This window comes from Rossellomorea sp. SC111, from assembly GCF_024733565.1.
Taxonomy (GTDB): Bacteria; Bacillota; Bacilli; order Bacillales; family Bacillaceae_B; genus Rossellomorea.
Window position 1 is genome coordinate 62,979 of sequence record NZ_JANIOC010000002.1, and the last position, 14,127, is coordinate 77,105.

The 14,127-nt window shown below is 41.6% G+C and carries 12 protein-coding genes and 1 riboswitch; of the genes, 7 read left to right on the forward strand and 5 right to left on the reverse strand.

The genetic code is table 11. From position 1 onward, the window contains the following. Positions 1–303: 303 nt before the first annotated feature. The 3 genes from NQ095_RS02390 (at position 304) to NQ095_RS02400 (ending at position 3,425) form a co-directional block, all read left to right on the forward strand. Positions 304–486 carry a YkvA family protein gene (locus NQ095_RS02390; protein WP_309137599.1) on the forward strand — a complete coding sequence of 61 codons (183 nt, stop codon included), beginning with the start codon at positions 304–306 and terminating at the stop codon, positions 484–486. Positions 487–631: 145 nt separating this feature from the next. After that, entirely contained in the window at positions 632–1,060 is a 429-nt protein-coding gene (locus NQ095_RS02395) for a DUF4395 domain-containing protein (protein WP_258261916.1), read from the forward strand. Between the two features lie 433 nt (positions 1,061–1,493). After that, entirely contained in the window at positions 1,494–3,425 is a 1,932-nt protein-coding gene (locus NQ095_RS02400) for an endonuclease MutS2 (protein WP_258261917.1), read from the forward strand. A 66-nt stretch (positions 3,426–3,491) separates the two neighbouring features. Here NQ095_RS02400 and NQ095_RS02405 read toward each other — a convergent pair whose 3' ends face one another. Next, a complete protein-coding gene (locus NQ095_RS02405) occupies positions 3,492–4,220 on the reverse strand; it encodes a ZIP family metal transporter (protein WP_258261918.1) in 729 nt (242 codons plus the stop codon). A 128-nt stretch (positions 4,221–4,348) separates the two neighbouring features. Between NQ095_RS02405 and NQ095_RS02410 the strand changes: the two genes are divergently transcribed. Then, a complete protein-coding gene (locus NQ095_RS02410) occupies positions 4,349–4,864 on the forward strand; it encodes a YhcN/YlaJ family sporulation lipoprotein (RefSeq protein WP_258261919.1) in 516 nt (171 codons plus the stop codon). A 110-nt stretch (positions 4,865–4,974) separates the two neighbouring features. Continuing rightward, complete coding sequence (locus NQ095_RS02415) at positions 4,975–6,195, forward strand: MFS transporter (RefSeq protein ID WP_375162804.1); 1,221 nt, start codon at positions 4,975–4,977, stop codon at positions 6,193–6,195. Between the two features lie 665 nt (positions 6,196–6,860). Here NQ095_RS02415 and NQ095_RS02420 read toward each other — a convergent pair. Next, positions 6,861–8,153, reverse strand: coding sequence for an NCS2 family permease (locus NQ095_RS02420; protein WP_258261921.1), 1,293 nt, complete (start codon positions 8,151–8,153; stop codon positions 6,861–6,863). A gap of 81 nt (positions 8,154–8,234) precedes the next feature. Beyond that, positions 8,235–8,335: riboswitch (purine riboswitch) on the reverse strand. Between the two features lie 215 nt (positions 8,336–8,550). Here NQ095_RS02420 and NQ095_RS02425 point away from each other — a divergent pair. Next, entirely contained in the window at positions 8,551–9,408 is an 858-nt protein-coding gene (locus NQ095_RS02425; RefSeq protein WP_258261922.1) for a CvfB family protein, read from the forward strand. Positions 9,409–9,462: 54 nt separating this feature from the next. On the opposite strand, the gene NQ095_RS02430 is transcribed toward NQ095_RS02425, so the two are convergent. Beyond that, positions 9,463–10,686, reverse strand: coding sequence for an MFS transporter (locus tag NQ095_RS02430; protein ID WP_258261923.1), 1,224 nt, complete (start codon positions 10,684–10,686; stop codon positions 9,463–9,465). A gap of 224 nt (positions 10,687–10,910) precedes the next feature. On the opposite strand from NQ095_RS02430, the gene NQ095_RS02435 reads away from it, so the two are divergent. Further along, positions 10,911–11,972 (forward strand): C45 family autoproteolytic acyltransferase/hydrolase, encoded by a 1,062-nt coding sequence (locus NQ095_RS02435; RefSeq protein WP_258261924.1) that lies wholly within the window; start codon positions 10,911–10,913, stop codon positions 11,970–11,972. Between the two features lie 172 nt (positions 11,973–12,144). On the opposite strand, the gene NQ095_RS02440 is transcribed toward NQ095_RS02435, so the two are convergent. Then, positions 12,145–13,260: a glycosyltransferase family 2 protein gene (locus NQ095_RS02440; RefSeq protein WP_258261925.1), complete on the reverse strand. Its 1,116-nt coding sequence runs from the start codon at positions 13,258–13,260 to the stop codon at positions 12,145–12,147. Between the two features lie 172 nt (positions 13,261–13,432). Beyond that, positions 13,433–13,954 (reverse strand): peptide-methionine (S)-S-oxide reductase MsrA, encoded by a 522-nt coding sequence (gene msrA, locus NQ095_RS02445; protein WP_258262200.1) that lies wholly within the window; start codon positions 13,952–13,954, stop codon positions 13,433–13,435. Positions 13,955–14,127 lie beyond the last annotated feature (173 nt).

Consider the following 14,127-nt stretch of genomic DNA (forward strand, 5'->3'; position numbering starts at 1 on the left):
ACGGCCCGGGCCAAAGAGGATTTTTGCCCCGGGCCTTTGTGTCACTTGGGGACCTTTCAGCTTTTGCTGAAAGGCGAGGGAAACGTTCGTTTCCCTCGAATGAGCCAAAAATCGATGCTGAATAGTAGTAGCCAAAGTTTACTGGTAAGGTTCTTTCTCTTATTTTTTGTGCTATGATAACGAAAAAAACAGACAGGTGATAATGTTATGATAAGGTTTGTGAAGCGGGTGCGGTTTCTTTTTAATGTTCGGAGATCGGTCCCGTTTTTGGTTGATTTTTTTCGTTCCAGTGATGTTTCCGCAGTGAAAAAGGGTTTATCGGTGGGATTGGTTGCTTTTTATTTCTGGCTGCCGGTGGACCTGATCCCGGATATGTTCCTATTATTGGGGATTGTCGATGATCTGGCGGTGTTCACCTTCATCCTTCAACTGATGGTAAAGTTGGCTCCAGAGGAGTTACAAAAAAAATATGGGTTAATGAAATGAAAGAAATAAATAGAGCAGACGTTTCTCTAAGAACCGAAACCGGCCAAAAAATGGGCAAAAGGTTTCGGTTTTTTCTTTTGATTTTTTCATCTCTATCCCATACACTATAATTACACTAATTCCAATCAGAAAGGTATGAATTAATATGAGTTCAGCTCCAGCAAATTCCATACCAAGACCATTAGTTCAGCTGAACCAATGGTTCATCGTATCAACTGTTGCTACTTCATGGTTATTCCAAATAGAATTTCTCTTACTGCTTCCGTTCTTAGTCGGAATGTCAGCTCTACTTTTTAAATATAATCCCCTCATGAAAGCAGGGAGGTTATTCTTAAAGAAAGAAACTTCCTCATATCCACCTGAGGATGCTGAGCAGCAAAGGTTCAATAATATCATTGCAGTGAGCTGTTTAGGTGGCGCCATCATAAGTTTCCTGACAGGATGGGATACGGGGGTTTATCTCTTCTCAGGAATGGTCTTTGTGGCTGCATCGGTCGCTCTTGCAGGATTCTGCATAGGATGTTTCATCCGCTTTCAATGGAAAAGGTTTCAATATAAACGTTCATTACAGTAACCCATTGACAATAGATGGAATCCATCGTAAACTAATCTAGAATTTAAATAGTGTATACAAAGGGAGTATGTTATATGTTAGGTGTCGTTCTTAACTAACCGTGAAATGAATACGGACATTTTGCAGGCAGTGGCCTTTTAATTCAGGCTATTGAATCAGCTTATTTAGCTATGCCTTCAAAATGTAGTTAAGAACAATGGTCATAGCATACTCAACCCTTAATCAGGAGAGCTGTGTCTTTGTGCACAGCTCTTTTTTTGTGCATAATCCCGCAAATCAGGACGTCTTTTCACATAGTTGGAGGGGAAGGATTTTTTTCGGTTTGCGTTTACACGTGCGCTTATATGATGGGGAGGATTGTATACGAGTGAAGGAAGACCACGATGGACATTGTTCGTTGTGGTCTATTTTTGTATATTCGGAGGGAAATAGAATGAATGAAAAAACGTTTCAAACACTTGAATTTAACTTAGTGAAAGAAGAACTAATGGGGTTTGCTCTGACGGAAGAAGGTAAAAAGGAATTATTGAACTTACGGCCGTCGACAAATATCCGTCAAATTGAAATGCGCCTGGACGAGGTAACGGAAGCTGTCCACATCTTAAAGAAAAGTGCCAGTGTACCGATTCACGCTTTGGACGGGGTGGAAAGCATCATGGCAAATCTGAATAAAGGGGTGCCGCTACGGCCGGATCAGCTCACAAGTTTATATTATTTCCTCGATGCGTGTAAAAAGCTGAAAAAATACATGGAGGATAAACAATGGCTGGCGCCGAGAGTTTCTTCCTATGTTTATTCGATTGAAGATATCCCCGATCTCGGAGAGGAGATCAACCGATGCATCAGAAACGGCAGAGTCGACGATTATGCGAGTAAAGAATTACTGAGGATACGTAAGCAATCAGGAATCCAGGAAGAACGGTTAAAGGATAAGATACAATCGATTGTGAAATCGGCTAAATACAAATCATATCTTCAAGAAGCGATCGTAAGTCAACGAAACGGGCGATATGTCATTCCGATCAAGAAAGAATTCAGGGGGAAACTGAAAGGTGCCGTTTTGGATTCTTCAGCATCGGGTTCAACCCTGTATATCGAGCCGGAGGAATTAAGCAAACAACAAGATCAGCTCCTCACTTTAAGACTCGATGAAGATCATGAAGTTGAAAATATACTATGGGCATTGACCGGAATGGTGCAAACCTACGAGCCACAATTAACACTTGCGGTTGAAACGATGGTCCATTATGATGTATTGTTTGCCAAAGCAAAATATAGTCGCGCCTATGATGGAGTGAAGGCTGTTGTAAATGAAGAACAAAGGATTCACTTGATCAATGCCGTTCATCCTCTCTTGGGGAAACAGGCTGTCCCACTATCCATCAAGATGGGGGAAGGATTTCATGCATTAGTCATCACCGGTCCTAATACCGGGGGGAAAACTGTAACCATAAAGACGGTTGGGCTTCTTACCCTCATGACCCAATGTGGTTTGCATATTCCCGCAGCTGAAGGCAGTGAAATCAGTTTGTATCAACAAATCCTTCTGGACATCGGGGATGGGCAGAGTCTTCAACAAAACTTGAGTACATTCAGTTCCCATATTAAAAATATTATTGAAATATTAAAGGATACAAATGACCGGTCCCTTGTTCTGTTGGATGAACTTGGCTCCGGTACAGATCCTATGGAGGGAATGGGCCTTGCCACGGCTATCCTGAACCAATTATATGAAAAGGGTGCCACGCTTATTGCCACTACTCACTATAGTGAAATCAAATATTTTGCAGAAGAGCATGAAGGCTTTATGAATGGAAGTATGGAATTTAACATCGACACCTTGCAGCCAACATATAAACTGATTGTCGGTCAAGGCGGGGACAGTCAGGCATTCTCTATAGCATTGAAGCTTGGGATGCACCCGGAGATCATTGGAAAAGCACATGAAATCACCTATAAAACGAAGAAAACATATAGTCTGGGAGAGATCGATTACGGTGTGAAAAAGGAGATGGAGAAGCAGATCATCGTAAACAAACATAAAAAAAGAAATCACAGAAAATTCCAGAAAGAAAACAGAAACATCATCTCCTTTACAAAAGGAGATAATGTCAAGATCTCCCCTGAAGGAGAATTTGGAATTGTATATGAAGGTCCTGATGGTACAGGGAATTACACCGTACAGATAAAAGGGGAAAAGAGATCTGTGAGTCATAAACGGCTCCGTCTGTATGTATCTGCCCTGGAGCTGTATCCAGATGATTACAATTTCGATATTATCTTCAACAGCAAAGAAAATCGTAAAAAGGATAAACTCATGGGAAAACGGTTTGTAGAAGGCTTGACCATCGAACATGAGGAGTAATCGAAAAAAACGCACTCGAGGTTAAACTTGAGTGCGTTTTTTCATCTGATGTATTCTCTGAAAATTCTAAGACATATGCGTCAAAACAAAGGAAAGAATGATTCCCAGGGAAGAAAGGAAACCGACAATGGGTCCGCCTTCCTCAAACGCTTCCGGCATCATCGTAGAAGAGGCCATAGCGAGCAGCCCTCCAGCCCCAAATGCTCCTATTATGTAAGAAGTGCTTTCAGGGGCATCCTGCAGTAATACATACCCGAACAAAGAACTGAGAGAAGATAGAATGACAACACTTCCCCATAAATAAAGGATTTTCTTCGTGCTGTAATGATCAAGCTTTAACCCTATACTGCTTGATAAGGATTCAGGTAAATTACTGATGAAAATAGCGATAATGAATACCCATTGCATGGATTGACTTTCAATAAAGCTGACACCGATGATGATGGATTCCGGTATGGCATCCATGATGGTACCGACATAAATGGCAATCCCAGAATGGCCATGAGGATTTTTCTTAGATCGTTTTCTTTCGCTTCCTCCTCTTTTTGAAATGAACATCTCAAATAAAGTAAAGAGGAGAGCACCCAGAAGGAACATGGAAATGAGGTATATCATGTCCGCTTTTCCTTCCGCTTCACTTAACAAATCAAAAGTGGCAGATCCGATGATCAGTCCTGTACCTAATGCCATGATAAATGCTACTACTTTCTTAGGTATATGAAGAAATATCGCCATAATTGCCCCGATCAAGAGGGAGAGACTGGCTATCCCTCCCCATAAAGCTGCCTGGAACAATGATCCAACCTCCCTTAATCGTTTTCATATCGAGTTTTCCCTAGTTGAGTAATGGATTAAACATTCACTGTATAGAATTCAGGAGCAGCGGGGATAGTAAGATTGAATAAATTTTAGGAGGCGAAAAAATGAAGAAATATCTCATGATTTCAACGATTGGATTCATGTTCATGATCACTGCTGCCGGTTGCGGAACAAGTAAGAACATGAATGAAGAAGGGCAACAAATGAACAATGGCAACCTGGAGAGAGTGAATTACAAGAATGATCAAGCAAACCGGGATTATGTGAATGACGGGACCATGAGAGAAAATTACTCGCTTGCTGACAGGGAAGCGGATAAAGTGGCCGAACTTAAAGAAGTGAAAAGTGCTTATGTTCTGACGACTGATCAAAATGCATATGTTGCTGCAGTATTAGAAGACCAGAAGAATGGAAACGTTTCAAAGGAATTGGAAAAGAAAATCTCGGATAAAGTAAAAAAAGAAAATGGCAGTATCAATAATGTGTACGTGTCAACAAATCCTGATTTCGTAGACCGCATGAGAGGGTATGCTGATAAAGCCAGAAACGGGAAACCGATTGAAGGATTTGGTGAAGAAATAGCTGATATGGTGAAACGAGTATTCCCGAACAGAGGATAATACTTTAGTGAAAAAGTCGAAATGCGTTTCGGCTTTTTTTATTTGTCCATAGGAAATGTTTGAATTTTTCAGTATACTATTTAGAGTGACGAAATAGATTGAAGGGAGAGATGTACGTGGCCCAAACAGCATCAAAAACGGCAGTAAACCCTACTATATATGGAATTCTATTAGCCATCAGTTCCGGTCATTTTATCAATGACACACTCCAGGCTGTCGTACCGGCTATGTTCCCTATCATAGAGAAGTCATTGGAGCTGAGTTATATGCAAATTGGCTGGATTGCCTTCTCGCTCAATATGACGTCTTCTTTATTACAGCCGGTTTTTGGATTTTATGCGGATATACGTTCAAAGCCGTACTTACTTCCATTGGGAATGTTGTCCAGCTTAGCAGGGTTGATTGGTTTTGCCCTTTCAGGTCATTTCATATGGATTATCGTTTCGGTATTATTTATCGGATTCGGTTCTGCCATTTTTCATCCTGAAGGCTCAAGAGTAGCTTATATGGCTGCCGGAAATCGAAGGGGGCTTGCTCAGTCGATTTATCAGGTCGGTGGAAATACCGGTCAGGCGCTTGCCCCGTTGATAACTGCTTTTATATTTGTCCCTTTTGGTCAAATAGGAGCCTTATGGTTTACCATTGTGGCCATTATTGGAGTCGTGGTCTTGTTCCGGGTATCTAATTGGTATTCAAATCAGTTACGATTCAATGAAAGGAACATGAGAAAAAAGACTGAAGATGGAAGAAAAACACCTATTAACCCGAAAATTAAGTGGGCGATGGTGCTTGTTGTATTCCTCGTGTTTGCTAGGTCATGGTACGGAGCAGGGTTATCAAATTATTACCAGTTTTATTTGATTGAAGACTACGGACTAACCATTAAAAAAGCACAGGCATACATATTTGTCTTTATGTTTGCGGGAGTCATCGGAACCTTCCTGGGGGGTCCGCTTGCCGATCGTTTTGGTAAGCGAAATATCATCTTCTTTTCTATGCTCGGTGCTGCGCCTTTAACACTTACATTGCCTTATTTACCGTTGGGCGTAGTATTTCCGTTTATTTTTTGCATTGGATTTATTTTATCGTCAAGTTTTAGTGTTATCGTTGTGTATGCACAAGAGCTGTTGCCGAGTAAAATCGGGATGGTTTCCGGTTTGACCGTTGGTTTGGCTTTTGGCATGGGTGCTGTCGGGGCAGTCATCTTTGGAGGAATGGCCGATCTTTACACCATCCGATTCGTGATGATCCTATGCAGCTTCCTACCTCTACTCGGAATGATGACATTCTTCCTTCCCGCAGATGAAGCGGTAAGAAACTTCCATAAATAACAAAAGAGATTGGGACATTACTAAATCCATGTCTTAAGACATAAATAGATAATTTGGTTTGGATCTCTTGTTACACCTCTGCCCGATTTCCGTGCAAGATTTCGCTTTCCTCGGGCGTTCGGCTAGCCTCCTCGTCACTGACGCTCCTGCGGGGTCTTACCTATTCCGCTTTTCAAGTAGGAGTCTGCGTCTAGCACTCCAATCAACAGCTAGAACCATTTAAATACACTTCATGATTTAACAGATACAAAAATCCGAACGAATTCGATATTCAATAAAGAATTTCGAATTCGTTCGGATTTTCTTTGACAATACACTTTTGTCCCAGTCTCTAAATCTAAAAGTAGTTAAAAACGCACGCTTGGATAGTTGATTGGAGCAGAAGGTGCTCGACTCCTGCGGGAAACGCGGGAAAGCCTGAAAAGCGGAGGTGGCTTGCTCAGCCCCGACAAGCATAAGATGAATGGGCTAAGAAGGCGTTCTTGTGCCTTCTTGGACCATTTAGCTTATGACCTCGAGGGGCTAGCCACCGTAGCTGGATCTTGAGACCCCGCAGGGCTTTAGCCCGAGGAGGATCACCGCCAGCCCCGCGGAAAGCGGGCACCTGGAGCGGAAATCAACCACTACACGCTTGTTTAAAAGCACAAAGTATACAAACACAGGCTTTAAGAAAATGCAAAGTAAATAATGAATAACCCACAAAGAATGTACATAATTGGATGAACTTCTTTCCATTTTTTCAGCGAAATCATCGCAAATGGATAAAGAATGAATCCTAATGCGATCCCCGTTGCAACACTGAAGGTTAAAGGCATCATAATAATAGTGACAAAAGAAGGGATGACGATTTCAAATCGATTCCAATTGATATGTCTGACTTCCGTAGCCATCAATGCACCTACAATGATAAGTGCAGGGGCGGTCACCTCTGGAGTGATAACCGATAAAATGGGTGAAAAGAACAAAGCGATCGAGAAACAAATTGCAATCACGACAGAAGTGAATCCGGTTCTTCCCCCGACAGCCACGCCGGCAGAAGACTCCACGAAGGATGCTGTCGTAGAAGTTCCGAATATTGCTCCTGCCACACCTGAAGCGGAGTCGGCAAGGAGAGCCCGGCCTGCGTTCGGGATTTGATTATCCTTCATGATTCCTGCTTGACTGGCAACGGCTATCAATGCACCAGCTGTATCAAAGAAAGCCACAAACAAAAAAGTAAAGATGACCGCCAATATTTCAATAGTGAAAATATCACCTAAATGGTTGAATACTACGCCGAATGTCGGCTCGAGACTTGGGACACTCCCAATAATGGAATGAGGCACGGAGATTTGCCCGGCGACCATCCCGATGATTGTCGTTGCAACCATTCCATAGAATATCCCGCCATTAATTCCCTTCACTAACATCATCAAAGTAATGATAAAGCCAAACACAGCAAGTAGTGTTGGGGGAGAAGAGATATTCCCGATGGAAACAAATGTCTCAGGGTTGGCAACAACGAGTCCCGCGTTTTTAAAACCAATGAATGCCACAAAAAAACCGATTCCGCCGGCGATGGCAAATTTTAAATCCTGAGGGATGACATTGATGATTTTTTCACGAATTTTCATGACACTTAATATCATAAAGATGATGCCTGCAATAAATACTCCTGTCAGGGCGATTTCCCAGTCCACTCCCATGCCGATACATACTGAAAAGGTAAAGAACGAGTTGAGACCCATGCTGGGGGCGATCCCGATCGGAAAGTTTGCCAGTAGACCAATTAACAGGGAGCCAACAATCGCTGATAGAGCGGTGGCTGTAAATAGTGCCCCTTTATCCATTCCGGCCTGACTCAGGATGATGGGGTTCACAACAAGAATATAAGCCATTGATAGGAATGTCGTGACACCTGCTAACGTTTCTCTTCTATAATTTGTTCCTCTTTCAGCAAATTGAAAGAATGTTTTCATACTTAACCCTCCGTATAGATAAAATAAAAAAACTCCGGTGACAGAATCAACCAGAGTATATCTACAGGATAAAATAATTCCATTGATCTTACTTTATCTTGTAGACAAGCCATTTAAGGTAGCTGGTAGAAACGTTCAAGCCATATTCTTGAACTTATACAAGGTGCATATATGTTTGTTATAATTGAATTAGGAGAATCATAACAACTGACTATCATACGGTCAATGGAACCGTTAAAAGTTCGTGAATTCACTATTTTCTAAATTGATGATTTATTATTAAAAACGGCATACGCCCTATACATCATTCCTGAAAAAAGCTATATTTAGTGAATACAAACAATGAGTAGAGAAAACGTAAGTGAATACGTGAATGAATATTGGAGGAATAAATATAATGTCTTCTTTAAAACCAGGTACAGTAGAGGATTTATACGTTGATCATGAAGTGCCATACGGTTTCTTTCTAACGAATGATATCGATCGTGTACTTCTGCATCACTCTGAAATAACAGAAGAAATCCAAGAGGGAGATACAGTGAAGGTATTTCTTTATCATGATAAAGACGTACGCTTGACAGCGACCATGCGAATTCCTAAGGTGCAAGTCGGTGCATATGGTTGGGCGGAAGTAGTGGATAAAAGGGAAGATTTAGGCGTATTTGTGAATATTGGGTTGCCTAAGGATATTTTGGTCTCATCAGATGATCTTCCGAAATTTCAGGAGCTTTGGCCGAACGCTGGCGATCAGCTGTTCCTTACCTTAAACCGTGATAAACAAGACCGTTTATACGGAAGATTGGCCACTGAAAATATCATTGAACAGGTGTCAAGAAGAGCTTCCGCTGAAATGATGAATGCTAAAGTTCAAGGTCGGGTGTATCGACTTCTGAGAGTAGGAACCTTCTTCTTATCTGATCAAGGATATCGCTGCTTCGTTCACATGAATGAGCGTAAAGCGGAGCCGAGACTCGGGGAACTCGTTGAAGGCAGAGTCATCGACGTGAAGGATGACGGAAACTTAAATGTTTCGTTCTTACCATTGAAGCAGGATAAAATGCAGGATGATGCTGAAGTCATCCTTGAGTATCTGGCAGTGCGGAACGGTGCGATACCATTTTGGGATAAGAGTCAGCCCGATGAAATCAAGGATCGATTCAATATGAGTAAAGCATCCTTTAAACGTGCTCTTGGGAAACTGATGAAAGATAATCGGGTGTACCAGGAAGAAGGTTGGACGTATTTAAAGAAATAAAAGATCTCAACATGAAGAAGAGTGCTGACAAGTTGTCAGCACTCTCTTCTATGTTCAGTACGATCTGCTTTGATTGACCTTTTGACTTTCCTTCTTTGTGTGGACCGATCTAATCGGTAAAAGTGTTCCAACAAGAGCGATTAAGGCACATCCAATGAGTACGTGTGAATAGCCATTCAAAGCAATCGTAGAAAGCACTCCGAACACAACAAGATCCAAGCCTGAATCCACAATGGAAAGCAAGGAGATGGTCGTTGCCCTGATCCCGGACGGAATTAAATCATTGCTTAATTGTGAATAAATGGGGTAACGGATCGCCCGGACAAGCCTTAATAAGAAAAATGAACCTAATACAATCCATAAAGAAGACCCGAACAAGCCGGATATGAGTAACCCCGCTGCCGCTGATAAACCAGAAATATTCATGAGCATCACCCTGGAAAAGCGTGCTGTCATCCAACCGATGGAATTCGATGCAAAATAGCCAAGAATGGCAGAAACAGCATAAAAGATCCCAATCAAGTAGACAGGCACTCCTGCATCCTGTAGGAGTGGTTGGTCAAAGTATTGGTAAACGGCACCAGCCGGAATGAAAACCAATGTTACGTTTAAAAACATCAACAATAACTGAGGTGCCTGGCGTATTACACGGATACCACTCTTTATTTGTGAAAAAGGATTTTCTTTTTGAAATGAATCAACAGTCGGCTGCTTGACCCAAAGGATTAAGAATAGTTCTATTAAGTGAAAGACTAAACCCAGTAAGATGAGCAGAGTGAATTGACTGTCCACCAGATCCCTCGCTATATAGGAGCCGAAAAGGACGGCTATCAGCATACTGATAAACGAAGCTGATTGAATCTTTCCCATCGCATGATCCATTCGATTTTCTTCATTTGACTCTTTGAGTGAATCATAGATTAACGCTTCATCGGCTCCGGAAAAAAAGGTTACACTGAAACCATTGATGAAGCTGTATAAGAAGAACATCCAAGGTTCATAGGCGAATAAAAGCAGGATGATACTAAGGAATTTAAGTAAAGAACCGAATAGAAAAGAATATTTCGCACCAAACCGATCTGCAAATATTCCAGTCGGTACTTCCCCGAGTAAGACGGCACCGCTCCAGAACATGAGCACAATTAAAATATCAGAAGAGGTTAACCCTCTTTCGAAATAGAATAACGTCAAAACGGGTTGAAGAAAACTGATTGTACCAAAAAAAGAAATCCAAAATAGTACCCGAATATTATGGGCTGCAAGTGTTTGTTTCGTCATAATTTGTCTCCTGCTTCCTGATTTTTATATATTGCCCGGAAGAAGGAGCGTCGTTTGGTTAATTCAGAACGTTCACTCCTTCTTGAAATAGTGAAAGTGTTTTGAATGTTTTTTGCATGATATTTCCTCCTAGTGTTTGATGAATCAAGTGTAGCATAAGAAGGAGAAAATGAAGAAGTTATTATTCGAAAATCTCCTGTTATTTGCAGAAAGGGTGTGGGTCAATGAAAGAGGTTGTAGTAGACGTATTGCAGTCCAGAGGGACCTATTATGAGATTGGTGTTCAATTCGGGAAGGAACTTCGGCAGTCGCCACTCTATTCCCACCATCAAAAGAGAAGAATGAAGTCATTGAGGGATTACAATATAAAGATGGATGAAGTCGAGAGACTCCTCCGACAATTCGCACCCGGATTATGGGACGAATTGAATGGACTATCAAATGGTTTACAGTGGTCATTGGAGGAAACCATACATGAATATTCGGGCTTTCAACAGGAGTGGGTGAATTCAGGTTGTTCGTCTTTGGCGAAGGATGGTATTTATGTGAGGAATTATGATTATCACCCGAAAACGTATGAAGGCAGGCTTCTACTTGTGAAGCCGGCTGGTGGATATGCATCCATCGGATTTTCCGGAAGAGGAATCGGACGAATTGATGGGTTGAACGAAAGGGGATTGGCAGTTGGTTTTCATTTCGTGAATCGAATAAAGCCGGGAGAAGGATTCATTTGTACAACAATCGCCCGCATCCTTCTAGACACATGCAAAAATACAGATGAGGCAATCGAAGTGTTGCGCAGGCTGCCTCACCGACACAGTTTTAACTATTCTTTATACGACCAAAGCGGCAAAGCTGCTGTAGTTGAAGCTTCCCCTAGGGGTATAGGAGTGTATCACCATTCAACTTTAAGTTGTACCAACCATTTTCAGATGAATCATATGAAAAAGGATAATCGACATTATTTAAAGGACTCTCAAAAGAGGCTGGACATATTACGTTCAAGCCAGAAAAAGGAATTAACCATGAAGGGGGCATTCAACCTGTTTAACCGAGGAGAAAGCCCGATTTTCAAGAAAGCGTATGATGCGTGGGCAGGAACGATTCATACATGTGTCTTTCAATGTGAATCGCTGCGATGCTTAATCGGATTTGGAGAAAGTTCCGATGGATTGGTGGTGGACTTCCAAGAGTGGATCAGGGGAAGAGATATTCCCATCCGAAAATTTTCAGGGAAGTTTGATACAAACGTGCCGTTCTTATTTATGGAAGAAGTGAAGGGATAAGGGGGGGAACCGAGCAAATCAAGGGATTAACGGCTTATCATTGTGGAGGACTTCCTCGGTTCTTATATTTAAAATGTGCATATTCATAAAAATGTATGTGCGATTTGTAGCATTCCTAAAAACGTGGTGATCATATGTACACTTACCCATGCAAAAATACTTAAAGAGAGGATCATTTCATCTTTTCATCCTTTCCTTTCTCTAAATATACATAACGTTCTTTCCAAATGGTCTTTTTTCTGAAAAAGGTATTCAAAAATGAATGAAGAAAGGTCACTAGGAAAAATACGATGTGAACGGGAAATAATAATGTTTCAAACAAGTTGAAATGACCGATCCTTCTCACTAAGAAATAGAAATATCCCCCTAAGAGGAAGTATTGGATTATGAATAAATAGGGGTGTTTCCAAATCATTTCCGGTGTATGGATGACCAGCGTAATAAGTGAAGAAACCCATAAAGAAGAAATCCCCAAGAGCAGGAAATTTGTCGACTTAGCTCCTGAAGCGAAGCTCTTTGACCACCCGTGGAATAAATCACCGATTCCTTCCCCGTACATCCTCATGGAAATGGCATCCCTGCCACTTGCCGCTTCTACCGATTCCCCGCACTTCTTCGCCCATTGACTCAAGGCAAAATGTTCCACCATTTCCCCTTTAATGGCTTCATGACCTCCAATTCGCTCATAAACGGCCCTTGAACATAGTAAAAATTGCCCGAAACCACCTGAAGGCTTGCACAACCATGAAAAGAGATGGGTGATACTGGTTGAAGCAAACACAATTAAATGAAACAGCATTGAGAATGTTTCATAAAAGGATTCCGTTTTATGATACGGATGGATGGTCAATACTCCTTGACATTGTTGAAGCTTATACGTTTCGCATATCTTGAGCAGGCCAGCTTGCTCGAACCAGGTATCGCTATCCACAAACAACAGGAATTCTCCTCTAGCTGCTTTCGCTCCATACCAGCATGCCCATGATTTCCCGTTCCATCCATTTGGCAAAGGGGGTGCATCAATTACATATGCTCCCGCGTTTTCGGCTATAGCCTTCGTTTGATCTGTTGATCCATCATTCACTACAATGACTTCCAATGGTTGTATGAACTGCATCCGGATACTGGATAGCAATCTACCGATCGTCTTTTCTTCATTTCTTGCAGGAATTATGATGGAACATTTCTTGACCAGGTAACTATTCCGTACATGAACGGAATTCTTCACGGTCGGAATTCTTGTAAAAAGGAAAATGGTGAGACTCAATGCGACAATCCAGATATACATATGTTTTCACCTTCTTAGACAAATTGTGTTGTATCGCCATTCTAACCATAATAGTTAACCGTGATACGCCAAGGAAAGAAATCCATCGCCAATTATTATGTGAAATATCGGTTCTAAATCAAAAAAACTCCTTTCTAGCCATTAGTTTGGCGAAAGGAGTTTTTACATGCTATTAATTGTTTTTCCAATGACCATCTATGAAGTCATCCCGGCCCGATTTTGCACGATCATGTTTGTATTCCTCTGGATTCGATTTGTAGAATTTTTGATGATAGTCTTCTGCCGGATAAAAGGTTGAAGCAGGAAGGATTTTGGTGACGATCGGCCTCTTGAATCGCCCACTTTCTTCTATCGTGTTTTTTGACAATGCAGCTAATTGTTTCTGGTGTTCATTGTGATAGAAGATTGCGGTTCGGTACTGGTCGCCGCGATCGTGGAATTGTCCACCATCATCAGTCGGGTCGATCTGTGGCCAGTATAACTCCAATAACCTTTCATAGGGAAACAGAATGGGATCAAATGTGATCTGAACCACTTCATAATGCCCGCTGTCACCGGCTTTAATATCCTCATAGGCAGGGTTCTCAAGATGACCGCCCGAATATCCCGATACGACATCAATAATCCCTGGCTGCTCATCAAACGGCTTTACCATGCACCAAAAACACCCACCTGCAAAAGTAGCGACTTCTATATCATTCATTTTAGCAAACCTCCTGTACCATATGTACTCCTCTAAAGCAGTAAAGCGATAGCTTGAACAGATTCTACCACGAAATCATCAAAGGAACAATTATAATATCTTGTCTGAAACAGATGTGATTCGTTTTGGTAGTAGCTAATTCTACAATTTTCAACAATTTCATA